Consider the following 16,221-nt stretch of genomic DNA (forward strand, 5'->3'; position numbering starts at 1 on the left):
TTAAAAAGGAAAGGTCGGTTCCCGAAATTTATTTTCTGATTTTTTTCTCCCAAAGCCAGGCCGACTCCATGGCTTCATCCAGAGTAGATTTGGCCTTCCAACCCAAAACCGTGTTAGCTTTGGTGGTATCGGCATAGGCCGATGTAATATCTCCCGGTCTCCTGTCCACAATTTTATAATTCAATTTTTTTCCGGACACTTTTTCGAAGCTTTTAATAACCTCTAAAACCGAACTGCCTTTCCCTGTCCCCACATTGAACACTTCATAATTATCCTGGTTTTTACCGTTCATCAATCTTTCCAATGCCACTACATGGGCCTTGGCCAGATCTACCACATGAATATAATCCCTAATGCAGGTACCGTCCTCAGTGGGGTAATCGCCCCCAAAAACCGAAAGTTGTTCCCGAATGCCCATGCCTGTTTGGGTAATAAAGGGCACTAAGTTTTGCGGTACACCAATTGGCAATTCACCAATTTCCGTACTTGGATGGGCTCCCATTGGATTGAAATACCTAAGTGCAATAGCATTTAAGCTCGGCGTCACCTTACAGGTGTCACGAATAATTTCCTCTCCCATTTGCTTGGTGTTACCATAAGGTGATTCTGCCGTTTTTACAGGTGCACTTTCCGTAATGGGCATTTTATCGGCTTGTCCGTAAACGGTACAAGATGAACTAAATATAAAGCTGGACTGGCTCTTTTGCGAAAGCTCCTTTAGCAAATAAACCAATGTACCAATATTGTTCTCGTAATACAACAATGGTTTCTCCACACTTTCACCAACCGCTTTGGAGGCCGCAAAATGAATAACACCGGCTACATCCTGATGTCTTTTAAAAAAGTCCTCAACTTTTGACCTTTCTTTCAAATCTAATTTTTCAAAAATTGGTCTCTTCCCCGTAATGGCCACAATACCATCCAAAACCTTTTCGGTTGAATTGGACAGATCGTCAATAATAATTACTTCATAGCCTTTATTCTGTAATTCTACCGTGGTATGGGAACCTATAAATCCCAAACCTCCCGTTACGAGTATTTTCATTTATTAATTTTTATTTTAAATTTTGGTTTTCATTTTCGTTAATTAAACTTGACCGCACCAAAGCGTTTTACCGTTATTCCCCTATAAACTGGTTAATGGTCCCGGTGATAAAGGAAATTTGCTCATCGTCCAGCTCGGTGTGCATTGGCAAAGAAATAACCTCTTTGACCAATTGATTGGTTATTGGAAAATCCTTCTCCTTATAACGCTCATCCAAGTATGCTTTTTGCCTGTGCAAAGGTATTGGGTAATACACCCCGCAAGGAATTTGCTTTTCAGCCAAATGCTTAACCAACGCATCGCGCTGGCCATTTAAGATCCTCAAGGTATATTGATGGAATACATGGCAATCACAAGTATCACATATCTCCCTACAGCCATTGGCCATTTGTGGAACAACAATATTCTTGTTCCCACTAAAGGCTTCGGTATATTTTTTTGCTGCCGCCCTCCTACTGGCATTATAATCATCCAACCTACAGAGCTTAGCTCGCAGCACTGCTGCCTGGATAGAGTCCAATCTAGAGTTTACCCCCACCACATCGTGATGATAACGTTCGTACATCCCATGGTTCACAATTCCCCTTAGGGTATGCGCCAAATCACCATCATTGGTAAATATAGCCCCACCATCTCCATAACAACCCAAGTTCTTGGACGGAAAAAATGAGGTTGCCGCCACATGTCCCATAGTACCGGCTTTCTGCTTTTTACCATTACTAAAGGTATAATCGGCACCAATGGCCTGGGCATTATCTTCTATTACATATAGGTTATGCCTTTCCGCAATTTCCAATACAGCGTCCATATTGGCGCATTGTCCAAATAAATGCACAGGTACTATTGCCTTAGTTTTTGGAGTAATGGCCTTTTCCAAGGCTATTGGATCTATATTAAAACTGTCCTGTTCCACGTCTACCAAAACAGGAGTAAGTTGTAAAAGGGCAATTACCTCTGCCGTTGCTGCAAAAGTAAAATCGGCAGTTATTACCTCATCCCCCGGTTTCAGACCCAGTCCCATCATAGCTATTTGCAAGGCATCGGTACCATTGGCACATGGAATTACATGTTTCACGCCCAAATAGTTTTCCAACTCCTTTTGAAAGGCATGCACCTCTGGACCGTTAATAAATGCAGCTGTTTCCAGTACTTTGGAGATAGAGGCGTTTACTTCTTCCTTTATAACCTCATATTGACCATTTAGGTCAACCATTTGTATTTTCCTCATTGAATAAAACTTAGATTCCAAACTTGGTTTGGAGGAAACAATATTACAAAAATAAGGATTGGCAGCCAATGGAATTTATGTAAAGAAGCGTATTTTAGCCCCAAACGAAGATTCAGTGTTTGCTATATATAATTTTGCCGTACAATTGTCCGCTCTTTTCCTGGAATTGATAGCGCTCTTTCATCCAAAAATTAAACTTTTCGCAAGGGGGCGTAAAGGAGTGCTGCCCTACCTTATAAAGAATATTGCAAAAGAGGATCGCATAATCTGGATCCACACCGCCTCTTTGGGAGAATTTGAACAAGGCCTTCCCATTATAGAAAATTTAAAAAAGGATTACCCAACATATAAAATATTGGTTACATTCTTTTCCCCTTCGGGCTATGAGGTCAAAAAAAATACAACAGCGGCCGATATGGTCACCTACCTGCCCATGGACACCTCAAAAAATGTCAAAAAATTCCTAGACATTGTGGATCCAAAGCTGGTGATTTTTGTTAAGTACGAGATTTGGCCCAATTATCTAAGGGCCTTGAACAAACATAAAATACCCACCATACTCATATCTGCCCTTTTCAAGGATGATCAAATTTATTTCAAAAGTTTAGGTGGTTTTATGCGCAGCGCCCTACGCAATTTCACCCATATTTTTGTCCAGGACAACAAATCCATTGCATTATTGGAGGGAATTGGCATTAGAAATACAGATATCAGCGGGGATACCAGATTTGATAGGGTGGTTGAAATTCTCCAGCGAGACAACCATTTAAAATTCATGCAAGCGTTTAAGAATGATACACAAACTGTAGTGGCCGGCAGCACTTGGCCCGAGGACGAGGCAATTTTGGTCCCGTATATAAACTCTGTCACATCCCCTTTAAAATTTGTTCTTGCGCCCCACAACATAAAATTGGAACATATCAACAAATTAAGGGCGTCCATACAAAAGAAAACAGTACTTTTTTCTGAAATTGAGAGTAAAAATCTAGCCGACTACGAGGTACTTATTGTAGACACCATTGGCTTGTTGACCAAAATTTATAGTTATGCGGACATTTCCTATGTAGGTGGTGGCTTCGCCACTGGCTTGCACAACACATTGGAACCTGCAGTATACGGAGTTCCCGTAATTATTGGCCCAAACTACAAAGGATTTAAGGAAGCCGAAGATTTGGTAAATAAAGGAGGAATATTGGTAGTAAAATCCAAAATGGAGTTCAAAACTATAATAAACAAACTGTCAGGAGATTTAAAATATCTCTCAAAAACCGGTACTATCAACAGCACCTATGTCTCTGAAAATAAAGGAGCAAGCATCCAAATCATGACCTATATACGTACATTAATATGAACACCTATGTACGACTATGCAATATTTCCGAACTTTAACCTTGGTCACAGTAACTTATTTTGCACTTTCCTGTCTTTCGTGTAGGGAACCGGTAAGAGAACAACAAGGCACAACCCCAACTGAAAAGGGAGCTTCATCTCCAAAAAAGGAAGTTATCAAGAAACCGGATCCCATAAAATTGAAACCCAAAACCAAAAATGGTCAAAAGTCCAAAACACGGGATACACTAAGGCCCAAAATTGCCCTATCTTAAATAGTCTATACATTTGGTTTACTTTTTTTGTTAGCTTTACAAAAACCAACGAACCAAATTATGGATTCCAAAATTCTTCGTATTTCCCTTATTGCCGCATTGGCCGGATTTTTATTTGGCTTCGATACAGTAGTAATTTCAGGCGCCGAAAAAAAGTTACAACTTTTATGGAACTCCTCGGAAGCTTTTCACGGAACAGTGGTTATAGGCATGGCTTTGTTCGGAACTGTTACAGGGGCAATTCTGGGTGGAATCCCCACCAATAAGATAGGTAGAAAAAACACCCTTATATGGATTGGTATCCTATATTCCATCTCCGCAATAGGATCTGCCTTTGCCAACGACCCCGTCACCTTCGGGATATTTAGGTTTATTGGTGGCTTGGGGGTCGGTGCATCCACAGTGGCGGCCCCGGCCTATATCTCAGAAATTGCGCCGGCAAAAAATCGGGGAAGATTGGTCGGCCTATATCAATTTATGCTTGTATTTGGAATTCTCGTGGCCTTCATGTCCAATTATGCCCTTAGCAATGTGGGCGAAAACGATTGGCGCTGGATGGTAGGTGTGGAAGCTTTTCCTGCCATAATCTACACCTTATTTGTTCTAACCGTCCCTAAAAGCCCAAGATGGCTTTTGACCAAAAACAGGACTGAAGAGGCTAAAAAAATACTGTATTCCATAAACCCAGACCTCTCATTGGAAGAACTGGAGGCGGAAATTACCTCCGGGGAAGAAAGTGCTGCTGCCTCCGAGAATATTTTTATGAAGAAATATCGATTTCCCCTGACATTGGCTTTTCTTATTGCCTTTTTTAATCAATTCTCCGGAATCAACGCATTTTTATACTACGCTCCCAGGATATTCGAAGCTGCAGGGTTGGGAGAAAGCACAGCCCTACTGAGCAGTATAGGAATCGGTATCACCAACCTTATCTTTACCCTTTTGGGTATATTCCTAATAGACCGCCTTGGCCGAAAGCAATTAATGTATTTTGGCTCTATTGGATATATAATTTCACTGTCTCTGGTAGCTGCCGCATTTATTTTAAACTGGGAAGGCATGGCTGTCCCTATTTTTCTTTTCTTATTTATTGCCTCCCACGCCATTGGTCAGGGTGCCGTAATTTGGGTCTTTATTTCCGAAATATTCCCCAATCACCTAAGAGGCTCCGGTCAGGCCTTTGGCAGTTCTGTACATTGGGTACTGGCATGGCTTATACCCTCCTCGATTCCCGCACTTTTTGCATGGGTGGGACCAGGACCAGTATTTGGGTTCTTCGCCTTTATGATGGTGCTTCAATTGCTCTTTGTTATTTTTATAATGCCCGAGACCAAAGGAATTACCTTGGAAGAACTAAGCAAAAAACTTAGTAAGTAAGAAAATACCACTTGCTGATTATCAGTATTTTATCGAAAATTTTTACAGTACAACGGATTAGTATACCAAATCATGGTCATTTAACGGATTTGCCCCTAAAACACATGATAATTTGAGGATAATTCATTAAATTGTTTTAAAATCTAAATATCATGGAAGATGTTACTTTTGGCACAAGGGTGCTCAATGGATTCCTAAGCCTTATGGTCGTAGTATTGGTTGCCATCCTATTGGCTGTGGTAGTCTGTTTGATTTTAGCGGCCTTTGGTTTCTTTTAAGAGGAACCTGCCCTAGCCTTTCAGACCCAAACAATTCTGGGTCGTATTCTTTTTCCCAATAATGACGGGTACTTGTTTTATTACTCTGGAGTTAGGTTCAATTTGGCACATATATGCACAATGAACCCACACAAGCAATCTAGGTTACTATTCTTTCGCCAAACAGGTCCAATATTGGTTTGCCCTGCCCATCAGGAGTGGTGTAAAATGGCCTGCCTTCAATAGTGTAATTTGTTTCAGGATCCATTCCCAAGGCATGGTATATAGATTGGTGTATTTCATCTATAACCACTGGGTTTTCAATGGAAGAACAGGGTCGCTCATCGGCTGTTTTGCCATACACCAAACCTTTCTTGACTCCACCGCCCCACATGAGAATGGAACTACCGTCCGTAAAATGTCTATGCATACCATAGAATTTTTCATCCTCAATAATATCTGGTTGATCAACTTGGTCCTGCACGGGTACCCCAGGGCGACCTTCCATAATGGCGTCCCTACTAAATTCACTGGCCAAAATAATCAGCGTTCTATCCAAATGCCCGGACTCGTCCAGATCTTTAATGAGTTGGGCAACAGGCCTATCAATAAGCTCTTTCATTTTCGCGGCCCGGGTATGGCCATTTTCATGGGTATCCCAGCCAAGAAAAGGCTCATACTCCGTTGATACACTAATGAACCTACCTCCGTTCATGGCCAGCCTTTTTGCCAATAGACACCCTAGTCCAAATCTACCAGTGTTATAGGTGTCATACACCTCCTTGGGTTCCTGTGATAGGTCAAATACCTTTGCTTCAGGAGAATTTAACAACCGATAGGATTGTTCCATGGAGCGCATCAGGGATTCCCTTTGATAATCGCTTCCGCCTTCCATAATCTTGCTCTTATTGGCCAACTCCTTATAAAGTTTGTAACGGGCTTCAAATCTCTTAAGGGACATTCCTTGGGGCGGCCTTACACTATCCAAACCTGTGGAAGGGTCCGGTATTAGAAAAGGACCATATTCACTCCCTAAGAATCCGGCAGAATGAAATGCCTTTAGTTCCTCTGCCTCCCCAACGGTAAATCGCTGCCCCATGGCAATAAATGGGGGGATAACAGGGTTTACAGGGCCTAACTCCTTGGCTATCCACGCACCTATGTGTGGAGCCTGGACCGATTGTGGCGGCTCATAGCAGGTATGCCAGTGATACTGATGTCGCGTATGCAGAATATGGCCAAGGTCTGCGGATTTATAGGAACGGATTATGGCTCCTTTATCCATTACACTCCCAATAGATTCCAATCCTTGTGAAAATTGTAGACCATCAACAATTGTAGGCACCTTGGGAAAGGTGCTTAAAACCCTTTTGCTCTCCACACCCTTGGAATAAGGTACAAATGCTTTGGGGTCGAATGTTTCGGTATGGGCCATTCCACCTGCCATCCAAAGCAATATAACCGTATCCGCTTTGGAGGTTATTGCAGGCGCCGAATTGCAGGAACTTAAAAAACTAGCAATGGGGATACTTGTGGTGGCAGCCGACAGACTGGCCGCGGCCATCTTTTTTACAAAATCCCTACGTGCATTGATATGTAAATCCTTATTCATTATTGCTTAGTATATAAATTGAAATTCGGGTGAAATAAACATGGACCAAAAAAGATCTTGCAAGGCTTCATCCTTTGCATCGGTTTGCAAGGCATTCAACATTATTCCCCTTTCCTTATCGGTAGGATTTCTACCCAATGTCTTTTGATATAAATTTAGTACTATTTCCTCGTTCTTATCTCCATATTTCTGGAGCCATTCCTTTGCCCCTTCCTTTAGCACCCCATTAAAATACTCCCCATTGGTCAATTCCAGTGCCTGCAACAAAGTAGCTTGTTCGTCCCTTGTTGTGGCTACATTTTCCCTAGTGGGCCTTCCCATAACCTTCATAAAGGGATGTTGTTTTACAAGGCTGGCCCTTGCGAATTCCCGTCCTGTATTTTCAAAATTGAAATTCACCAACTTGTCCCAATTACCGGAACCATAATTACGGACACCTTGCCAACCATCATCATCAAATGCTAAGCTTACCCATCCCTTTTCAGGTAGTTTATCCGTGCTTTTCCATTTATCGTTGGAGGTGACCAACATTTCCGTCCCATCCCCATACTGGATTTTCATGGCAAATAAGATTCCAGCGGGATTGGCAATGGCTCCTTCGTTATCTCCCTCTATAGCCAATATATTGTCTCCAGGAACAAGCATATCGGCCACGTCTAAACGATCTACCTTTCTCCAATCGGCACCTTCCGATATTTTTTTGCCATTGAGGTACAGGACATAGGAATGATCTACAGAAACCAAAGCTTTGGCCGCCATTATTTCTTTATCATTTAAATTGAAACTATGCCTAAAATACCGCCTTCCTGGTTCGGGCAATACATCTCGATCAAACTTAATTTCCCTGTGCCAGATCCTATTAAATGGCAGGCCTTCATTATTGGGGTCGTAAGCCGCCGCATAATACATAGGGGCCACTACCTGGCTAACGGCATCGGAGAATTGCTCTGCACTTAAACGCCTAAGTATGGGACCTTTGAACACATACCCCTTTTTCAAATCTTCCTGATTTTCCAATCGCATTGTTTCCAGTTGGTAAGATTTGGACGTCATGATCATTTTCATGAGGTGTTTTATATCAAACCCGGAATTTACAAAATCGGCAGCCAACCAATCCAACAGATCGGCATTCCATGGTTCATTGTCCATTTCGTCCACAGGTTCCACTATCCCCCTTCCCATAAATCGTTTCCAAAACCTGTTGGTAATGGTACGGTAAAGTCTACCATTCTCAGGTTTTACCATTATCTCTGAAAGCAAAAACAATCTTTCCTTAACACCCTCTGCCTCTACCGACCCCAGTTCCGGATATAGAAAATTCACTTCGGCCAGTTTCCCAATGGGCATATCACATCTATTCAGTTCCAAAATGGAATCGGCAAAAATCGAAGCAAAGCCGTAGGATTGTTCCAAAGTAAGATTGCTAACAAAACTATTATGACAGGAGGCACATTTTACATTCACCCCCATCAGCGACTGACCAATATTTTGGGCGGCCTGCATTTCGGTGCGTTGACTGGCATTGACCAAACCCCGCCATTTAATCCCTTTAATAAATCCTTCCGATGCTTCATTTGGATTTATAAGTTCCTTGACCATGACATCATAAGGCTTATTTTCCATAAGCGACTTGTACAACCAATCCGTAATCTGCTTACGTCCTCCCGTTATAAATCCCGGACCACTGTAATCGTTCCTAAGTAAATCGTTCCAAAAGCTTAACCAGTGTTGGGTATAATTATGTTTATCCGCCAACAATTCATCGATGAGCTTCGCCCTTTTCCCTTTATCCCCATCATTCACAAATTGATCTATTTTTATGGGCTCTGGAAGCAAACCGAGGATATCCAGATAAGTTCGTCTAATAAAAGTCCTATCGTCCACGATCCTTGGCCATTTTAATTTTTCCTCCTTAAAATAGGTATCCATTATTTTGTCCAAAGGGTGGCTCTCCATGCTGCCTTCGGGTAATTCGGGCTGTGAAAGGGCCAACTCGGCCTCTGGAAAAATCTTTAGTGCCCCATCCGACCATTTAGCGCCATTTTTGATCCACAACTCTATCAACTTAATTTCACTATCCTTCAATACCTTTCCTTTCTTTGGCATTACATCATCATGATCGGGAGGAAGGTTTACCCTTAAAAACATCTCACTCTCTTCCGGCCTGCCCGCCACAATAATAGGGCCCGACTTCCCGCCTTGGTAGACTCCTCGTTTATTATCCAATACCAAATCTCCCTTTTGTTTATTTTCGCTATGGCATTGATAACAATTATGTGCCAATATGGCCCGGACTCCCAGATTTAAACTTTCCTGTTGGACTTCAGACAAAGAATCCAGCCCTTTTAATTCTGTTAATAGTTCCTTTGTCCTTTCATTATCATATGAATCTTGATTATGGGGCAAGACACTGCTTAAATAATCCTCCCCATGGGTTAGATTCGCTCCCAAATGACCCGCCACGACCAAAACCAATACTGTTGCTGATAACCCAAAACGGTAATATATGTAATTGGTAAGTTTTCCATTTAAGGTACTGCGTAACAAAAACCAGGTAACAACGGCCAAAACAGCAGTGATAATACCCGCATTCTGATGAAATTGAACCAACTCGCCTTCATATTCGTCATAGGTACGAAGTAACCAGCCCAAGACCGCGGCCAGTGAGGCAAACACAGTTCCCAAAAATACCATCCAATTAATTCCCTCCCTGAGGCCTTGTCGCTTACCCCCCAGGGTTAAAAACTCCAGAAACAAAGCAACCACTAACAGGCCTATGGGAAAATGCACCACCAAAGGGTGAAAGCGTCCCAACAACTGAAATATCCATTCCCACGATTCAATGTCCATAGTAGCAATTTAATATTTTTATGTAAACAATATAATACCAATTGTGAGGTTTATAATGTTCCACACAATTTTATTCCTATTATATTTATTTTCCTCTAAGTTAACTATTCAAATCAAAAATGCAAGACCTATCTGTGTTGTTACCCACAAAAAAAGCAACCCTCTTAGGTTGCTTCTAACGATTATTTTCCCGCGGTACTTCCTTATCCCCATGACAGGTAACCACTTGGACAAATTTAATCCGGAAATTTTATTATTTCGATTTTTTTATGCTATCAACTTCTTTTCTGAACCTCAATATCATCAAACTATCCAATTGACTACCAATGCTATCCCGCATAGTAGCCCAATTATGATCATTCATATCCCCGGCATACCTCATTATTTTGTTAAACCTAGCCACATTGAAGCGGTTGGCCTTCCAGGCTGCCTTGGTGCTTTCTTGATGTTTTAAATCCTGCAAGTAAATACCGACCCCAAAGCTGACAACGACAAGACCCAATACCAATAACCAACGGGCGGATGTTTTAGACATTATTTTATATTTAAATTAAAACATAAATTGCTCCATGATAAGATACCATTTTTATGTAAAAATTGGCATCCATGGACCGTTAATTTTAAGAAACTTTCCTATAAGCTTAATCCCAAGCACAACTATAAAAACTTGGAAGCTACCAACAACAATACAATAACCGCAAAGGCACCGCTGAATGTCAATACCAAGTCTATAAAATTAAATTTCTTTTTCATTCCTTAATTTATTGTTTTCCATAGTCACCGCAGTAACACAGGAGAGATAATTAAACTAGACTAGGATATTCCTAGGTTTAAATTTCATAGATCCAAATAAGACAGAAATTCAATTATAAAGTTAGCATGGAATCCCCGTGTATCAAAATATCAACGTTCAACTCTAACAAACTACGGATAAAATGTAATTTTCCTTACTAAATGTGCCATAAATGATTTGGTTACTTTTTATTTAAGCCAAAGGAAAACTATGGATAATCACCTCAAATAAGAGTTGTAAATCCAGCTCGTATTATTTTTGAAGATTAAAAGAGAGAAAGAGCGCTATAACTTTACTACTACATTGCCTTTTTTGTGGCCGGTGTCTACATAGCTATGGGCTTTGGCAACCTCATGAAGGGAGTAACGCTTATCTATGATCAACTTTAATTTATCGGCCATCAATAACTTCGTGAGCTCATTCAACATGGCACCAAGTTCTGGGACTGCCAAAAGCCCTGTGGCGGCAAACTTTACTTTTTTACTACTAAATATAGAGGTCCACAGCATTTGAAACAACAGTGGCATACTAAGTACAGGTGAAAGGTAGGTGCCATTTTTAACCAGTACTTTTTTGCTTTTGAGGTACGAACTTTTGCCCACAGTATCAAAAATAATATCGTACCTCTTTTCTGTTTTAGTAAAATCTACCTTTGTATAATCTATGGTATGATCCGCTCCCAGCGATTTTACCAAATCCAAATTGGGGGAACTGCAGACCGCGGTGACGTCCGCACCAAGATAATCGGCCAATTGCACCGCTGCAGAACCAAGACTTCCGGAAGCCCCATTTACAAGCACTTTCTGTCCACTTTTTACATCGCCCATTTTCTTTAAATAGTTCCAAGAGGTCAAAGGTCCGTCACATAGGACTGAGGCCTCCTCAAAAGATACTTTTATAGGTTTCAGGGCCACCAATCCATTTTCCGGAATACATAAGTATTCGGCATTACTGCCTTGTCCAAATACCGATTCGCCAAAAACAGGATCTCCTTCCTTAAAGAGGCTTACATTTTTACCAATAGATTTGACCACACCCGAAAATCCGGTTCCAGATATTGGGTACTTGGGTTTGGTCATACCCATAAAAAGCCTTCCATAGAATGGTTTTCCTTTACGCATCATAGTATCTGCGGTGGTTACACTAGCAGCTTTTACTTTTATCAAAATTTCATTTTCTTTGGGTACGGGTTTTGGAATTTCATGGAGTTGCAAAACCTTGGGTGAGCCATACTTTGTTGTTATGATCGCTTTCATTTTTTCATTTTTTCATTTTTTATATGACAAATGTATCGCGCAGTTTTAAGCCAATCGTTCGGGTTTCGGAATCGGAACAAAATGTCTTGCCATGCCCAATCCAGTATGTAAGCATTGCAATTCTTTTCAACCACAGGACAAATAAAGATGCTCTTACTTTCTTAATTCCATATGCAGAATTGGGTAAGGTTTTCCCGAGGCATCCAATTCCGAACGACTTACTGTTTTAAATCCAACATATTTATAAAAATCAACAGCTTGTTCGTTCTGTTCATTTACATCCACCTTATTTACATTCAATTCTTGTATGGAGTAAGTCAATAAACTTTTGCCTATTCCCATTCCCCGGTAAGCCGGATGTACAAATAGCATTTCCAAATGCCGACCTTCCACTCCCATAAATCCGATTATTTCCTTGACCTCATTCCTAACGCACCTTAATTGTACTGCCTTTAAGTACTCGTTCAACATCAACGGCTTAAAATAGGCAATGTCCTCTTCCCTTAAAAATTGGTGTGTGGCTCTTACGGAGGCCTCCCAAACCTCAACCACCACGGGGTATTCGGCCTGGGAAATGGACTCTATTTTATATGTCATAAGTATCAATCTTAAAGAAACCCTAAAAATAGTATTTCCGGGCTATGTACAGGAAATATTTAAAATGAAGGTCCAATTGCTGTATTCTATTGAAGGACATATGAAACCTTTTTTGAGTTGTGGGATTTTTGGTTATTCACAGGAAGTATTTAATTCTTGGTATTCGGATATTGAAACATTAGGTATGTTCTGTCCACTTTCAATTCTGATACAGTTTAAATTAGGATTTCTATCCACCTTTAAATCAATTAATTCCTGATTACTGCCCACATTCAGATCAGTAAGCGAATTACTTGAAATATAGAGGTGTGTTAAACCTGTATTATGTTCAAGATCTATATTCTGAATTTTATTGTCAGAAATCAATAAGGTTTCCAATTTTACATTTTTGCCAAAACCTACAGAAGTTAGCTCATTCGTTGTTAGCAATATATTTTTCAGATTTATAGATCTTTTGACATCAAAGGAATGCAATAAGTTATTGCTTATTTTCAATATTTCAAGAGTTTCATTTTCAATGCTAAATTCTTCCAATTCGTTAAAGGATAGATTTAATTCTTTTAAGTGAACCGCTTTGGAAAGTCCGTTAATGGCACTAAGCTGGTTAGACTGCACATCCAACATAATTAAATTGGGATTGTTACTTACGTCAATGCTGGAAATAAAGTTACCGGCAAGGTATAAGGTATCCAATAAAGTATTGGAACTTAAGTCGATGCTCACTAGTTCATGTTGCATTACGGATAGCTTCCTTAGCCCTACGAAGCCCTCAATTCCGGTCAAATCACTAATTACACCTTCACTTGAAAAATTTAAATCCAGAACACTTACTTCCGAAGCATCTTTTCTCAACATCCTTTGATTTAGGACCCCGTCAGAATCTATACCATGCTCTATTAAAATGGCTTCAAAACTAGAATCTGGAATCTCCAGGTATTTATTTTCATATGAGTCTGTATCATTACGGGAGCATGAGGTAATTAAGATGGTAATGATCATTGCTATCTGAATTGCGGTCCCAACAAAAAAATCCTTATACATTTTTAAGTAAAATTATATTAATTGTAAGCTGTTATAAAACCTATATTAATTCTTAAATTAGAATAGTTTTATTTGAGACAAAGATGTATAAAATGTCAGGACTGGTCGTTCTGGATTACAAATCGGAACCTTTTAAGCCACTATTTTTTTCCAATAAGCTCTGGGGGTTGTACCCATTATCTTTTTAAAATAGGTGTTAAAGACGGTCTTGGAGTTAAAGCCGCTATCATATGCCAATGCAAGAATAGTGAGCTGTCTTTGGGATTGGTCGGCCACCTTGGCCTTAAAAGCTTCCAGACGGTAGGTGTTCACATAATCGGCAAAATTTTTCCCATACCCCTCATTTAGCAGCTGCGATAAATGATTGGAAGGAATTTCCATCATTTCCGCCAAAATCGGAAGTGTAAGGTTGGGGTCCAAGTAGGGCTCCTCTTCCAACATTAACCGATCCAAATTTTTCTTATATTCCCTGAGCTGTGTATTATTGAACAACGATTTTTGATACTTCCGTTTCTTGGTCGAAAATTTACTGTCTTCACCCAAAACTTGCCTCCTAAGTTCCTTAAAACGGGGCATTCCGTAAAAGGGCTTCAATATTGGTTCCACAAAAATGTAAATCATCATTGGCAATCTGTGGGCAACACCTTGTTCTATTAAGCTAATGGTTTCCGGTATTTTCCCCAACAGGGCATTGCACAGAATAAGCAAGTTTAGGGCCCTCCCCATAAGATCGGTTTCCAGGGCTACTTCCAACTTGGCTATTCCCTTTTCGGCCTTATCCTTATTACCTAATACCGCATGGGCCATTGTTGTCCCCCCCAGTCTCATGATATCTTCGGTTTCATTCTGTGGCAATTTCTCAAAAAAGGCCAATCCTTCCTTGCCTTTACCCATCAACAACAGTGACTGCCCCCAATATAATGTAGAGGTTTTAAAATCTACTTTGAGTTCTACTCCCTTTTCAAAACACTTTATGGCATCATCATATTTTTCTTCGCAGTAATCTATAAATCCCTTCAAATGATAATTTATGGAAGAGAAAGGATCGAGCTGAAGGGCGGTTTCAATATAGGTCCGGGCCGCACCAAAACTCCCTTCGGCTACCAAGGCGGATGCCATACTCGGGTAATAGTCAACAAGTGGTCCCGCTTCATACACTTTGTTTAAATGCTTATAGGTTTCTTGTAGGTCCCATTTTTGAATCAAGGAGGCATAGGAAAGGTGCAATTGACATTCGGGCAAGTTTTCATCCAATTCTATGGCCTTGTCCAAAAAAGGCTGTCCCTTTGCAAAGGCCTCTTGTAGGGGCACCAAACCTATTGTACCCAATAACGTATAGGCCAGATGCATCCCCAAATGGGCCAATGCAAAATGAGGGTAATCCTCTAGAATTCTTTCTAAAATTGACATCCCTGTTTCAATATCGGACTTGCCCATCTTTAAAATATGATACCTGCTTTTTAAATAGCCTTGGTATATATCAATTGGCACTTCGGGGTCTTGGACCAATTGGCCTTCAATTTCAAAATGTCCAATATGTTCCCTCAATCTTTCTGCAATGAGCAGGCTAATTTCATCCTGAACGGCAAAGACATCTTCCAAGGACCTATCAAAAGTTTCCGACCAAAAATGAAAATCATTCTTTACGTCGATCAGCTGTGCAGTTATGCGCATTTTATTTTTGGACAACCGCACGCTACCCTCCAGGATGGTAGATACATTAAGTTCCTTGCCTATCTGAGCTATGGGAAGATTAACATTTTTAAAGTGAAAGGAAGAGGTTCTAGAAGTTACTTTTAATCCCTTGATTTTAGCAAGGGCGTTTATGATCTCCTCTGTCATGCCGTCACTAAAATATTCATTGTCCGCATTGGAACTCATATTTACAAAGGGGAGAACAGCAATAGACTTGGGCTCATTTTCAGGAACCTCCATAAGATCGGAACGACTGGGCACCTGTATACCTTGCTTATTTATAGCAAATATTTCTATTGGCCTGGCAATGTTCTTGAGATTAAAATCACCCAAAGATATTGTGGGTATATGCGGATGGTTTTTTAGCTCATCATTTAATTTCCCAGATAACAAAATTGAACCTGCAATTCCCAGACTCTCTATACGGGAAGCCATATTTACTCCGTCCCCATAAACTTCCGTTCCATCAAAAACAATATCTCCCAGGTGCAACCCTACGCGAAGCGGCACGGCGTTCTCCTTTTGCAAAGCTTTTTGTATGGCTATGGCGCATTCCACTGCCTCCAACCCACTGGAAAAAACGCTCAGGGTTCCGTCTCCATAATATTGGAGGATATCCCCATTATGAAGTTTATGATTTTTTTCGAACTCCTGTCTATGACGGGCCCGCATTTCCGCTGCGGCATTTTCATCCCTCTGCATCAGAGCGGTGTAGCCAACAATATCGGTAAACATTATGACCGCAATGCGTCGGTTTTTATTGCTTGGCATTGATTTTTGATCTTAGATTTCATTGCTAAAGAAAGCAACATATTCCAAAAGTACAATAATTTGCAATAAACACTTTTCAGTGACAATTTTAAAAA

At 40.6% G+C, this 16,221-nt stretch carries 13 protein-coding genes; 4 read left to right on the forward strand and 9 right to left on the reverse strand.

What is annotated here, in order from left to right:
• Positions 1 to 28: 28 nt before the first annotated feature.
• Together galE and QSE00_RS19775 are read right to left on the reverse strand one after the other, a co-directional pair.
• Positions 29 to 1,045, reverse strand: a complete 1,017-nt coding sequence (gene galE, locus QSE00_RS19770) for a UDP-glucose 4-epimerase GalE (RefSeq protein WP_110356952.1) — start codon at positions 1,043 to 1,045, stop codon at positions 29 to 31.
• Between the two features lie 73 nt (positions 1,046 to 1,118).
• Positions 1,119 to 2,273 carry a DegT/DnrJ/EryC1/StrS family aminotransferase gene (locus tag QSE00_RS19775; protein WP_110357075.1) on the reverse strand — a complete coding sequence of 385 codons (1,155 nt, stop codon included), beginning with the start codon at positions 2,271 to 2,273 and terminating at the stop codon, positions 1,119 to 1,121.
• Positions 2,274 to 2,331: 58 nt separating this feature from the next.
• On the opposite strand from QSE00_RS19775, the gene QSE00_RS19780 reads away from it, so the two are divergent.
• The 4 genes from QSE00_RS19780 to QSE00_RS19795 all read left to right on the forward strand — a co-directional run bounded on the left by QSE00_RS19780 (position 2,332) and on the right by QSE00_RS19795 (position 5,532).
• Entirely contained in the window at positions 2,332 to 3,624 is a 1,293-nt protein-coding gene (locus tag QSE00_RS19780; RefSeq protein ID WP_459076851.1) for a 3-deoxy-D-manno-octulosonic acid transferase, read from the forward strand.
• A 16-nt stretch (positions 3,625 to 3,640) separates the two neighbouring features.
• Positions 3,641 to 3,877 carry a hypothetical protein gene (locus QSE00_RS19785; RefSeq protein ID WP_286107204.1) on the forward strand — a complete coding sequence of 79 codons (237 nt, stop codon included), beginning with the start codon at positions 3,641 to 3,643 and terminating at the stop codon, positions 3,875 to 3,877.
• A 60-nt stretch (positions 3,878 to 3,937) separates the two neighbouring features.
• The gene (locus QSE00_RS19790; protein WP_286107205.1) at positions 3,938 to 5,254 is read left to right on the forward strand and encodes a sugar porter family MFS transporter; all 1,317 of its coding nucleotides are present in this window, start codon (positions 3,938 to 3,940) and stop codon (positions 5,252 to 5,254) included.
• Between the two features lie 152 nt (positions 5,255 to 5,406).
• Positions 5,407 to 5,532 (forward strand): hypothetical protein, encoded by a 126-nt coding sequence (locus tag QSE00_RS19795; RefSeq protein ID WP_258364872.1) that lies wholly within the window; start codon positions 5,407 to 5,409, stop codon positions 5,530 to 5,532.
• Between the two features lie 139 nt (positions 5,533 to 5,671).
• Here QSE00_RS19795 and QSE00_RS19800 read toward each other — a convergent pair whose 3' ends face one another.
• The 7 genes from QSE00_RS19800 to QSE00_RS19830 form a co-directional block, all read right to left on the reverse strand.
• A complete protein-coding gene (locus QSE00_RS19800) occupies positions 5,672 to 7,123 on the reverse strand; it encodes a DUF1501 domain-containing protein (protein ID WP_286107206.1) in 1,452 nt (483 codons plus the stop codon).
• Between the two features lie 6 nt (positions 7,124 to 7,129).
• On the reverse strand, positions 7,130 to 9,973 hold the full coding sequence (locus tag QSE00_RS19805; RefSeq protein ID WP_286107207.1) for a DUF1549 domain-containing protein: 2,844 nt from the start codon (positions 9,971 to 9,973) through the stop codon (positions 7,130 to 7,132).
• Positions 9,974 to 10,226: 253 nt separating this feature from the next.
• Positions 10,227 to 10,508, reverse strand: coding sequence for a hypothetical protein (locus QSE00_RS19810; protein WP_110356957.1), 282 nt, complete (start codon positions 10,506 to 10,508; stop codon positions 10,227 to 10,229).
• A 542-nt stretch (positions 10,509 to 11,050) separates the two neighbouring features.
• Positions 11,051 to 12,022: an NAD(P)-dependent alcohol dehydrogenase gene (locus tag QSE00_RS19815; protein WP_286107208.1), complete on the reverse strand. Its 972-nt coding sequence runs from the start codon at positions 12,020 to 12,022 to the stop codon at positions 11,051 to 11,053.
• A 153-nt stretch (positions 12,023 to 12,175) separates the two neighbouring features.
• Positions 12,176 to 12,619: a GNAT family N-acetyltransferase gene (locus QSE00_RS19820; protein WP_286107209.1), complete on the reverse strand. Its 444-nt coding sequence runs from the start codon at positions 12,617 to 12,619 to the stop codon at positions 12,176 to 12,178.
• Positions 12,620 to 12,751: 132 nt separating this feature from the next.
• On the reverse strand, positions 12,752 to 13,660 hold the full coding sequence (locus tag QSE00_RS19825; RefSeq protein ID WP_286107210.1) for a leucine-rich repeat domain-containing protein: 909 nt from the start codon (positions 13,658 to 13,660) through the stop codon (positions 12,752 to 12,754).
• A 132-nt stretch (positions 13,661 to 13,792) separates the two neighbouring features.
• Complete coding sequence (locus QSE00_RS19830; RefSeq protein ID WP_286107211.1) at positions 13,793 to 16,126, reverse strand: helix-turn-helix domain-containing protein; 2,334 nt, start codon at positions 16,124 to 16,126, stop codon at positions 13,793 to 13,795.
• Positions 16,127 to 16,221: the final 95 nt, after the last annotated feature.

This window comes from Arenibacter flavimaris, from assembly GCF_030291335.1.
GTDB lineage: Bacteria > Bacteroidota > Bacteroidia > Flavobacteriales > Flavobacteriaceae > Arenibacter.

Excerpts from the sequence above, each read along its gene's own strand:
- QSE00_RS19795 (WP_258364872.1), top strand. The coding sequence starts at position 5,407 with ATGGAAGATGTTACTTTTGGCACAAGGGTGCTCAATGGATTCCTAAGC.
- QSE00_RS19805 (WP_286107207.1), bottom strand. The coding sequence starts at position 9,973 with ATGGACATTGAATCGTGGGAATGGATATTTCAGTTGTTGGGACGCTTT.
- QSE00_RS19810 (WP_110356957.1), bottom strand. The coding sequence starts at position 10,508 with ATGTCTAAAACATCCGCCCGTTGGTTATTGGTATTGGGTCTTGTCGTT.
- QSE00_RS19785 (WP_286107204.1), top strand. The coding sequence starts at position 3,641 with ATGCAATATTTCCGAACTTTAACCTTGGTCACAGTAACTTATTTTGCA.
- QSE00_RS19790 (WP_286107205.1), top strand. The coding sequence starts at position 3,938 with ATGGATTCCAAAATTCTTCGTATTTCCCTTATTGCCGCATTGGCCGGA.
- QSE00_RS19820 (WP_286107209.1), bottom strand. The coding sequence starts at position 12,619 with ATGACATATAAAATAGAGTCCATTTCCCAGGCCGAATACCCCGTGGTG.
- QSE00_RS19775 (WP_110357075.1), bottom strand. The coding sequence starts at position 2,273 with ATGAGGAAAATACAAATGGTTGACCTAAATGGTCAATATGAGGTTATA.
- QSE00_RS19830 (WP_286107211.1), bottom strand. The coding sequence starts at position 16,126 with ATGCCAAGCAATAAAAACCGACGCATTGCGGTCATAATGTTTACCGAT.
- QSE00_RS19815 (WP_286107208.1), bottom strand. The coding sequence starts at position 12,022 with ATGAAAGCGATCATAACAACAAAGTATGGCTCACCCAAGGTTTTGCAA.
- QSE00_RS19800 (WP_286107206.1), bottom strand. The coding sequence starts at position 7,123 with ATGAATAAGGATTTACATATCAATGCACGTAGGGATTTTGTAAAAAAG.
- QSE00_RS19825 (WP_286107210.1), bottom strand. The coding sequence starts at position 13,660 with ATGTATAAGGATTTTTTTGTTGGGACCGCAATTCAGATAGCAATGATC.
- galE (WP_110356952.1), bottom strand. The coding sequence starts at position 1,045 with ATGAAAATACTCGTAACGGGAGGTTTGGGATTTATAGGTTCCCATACC.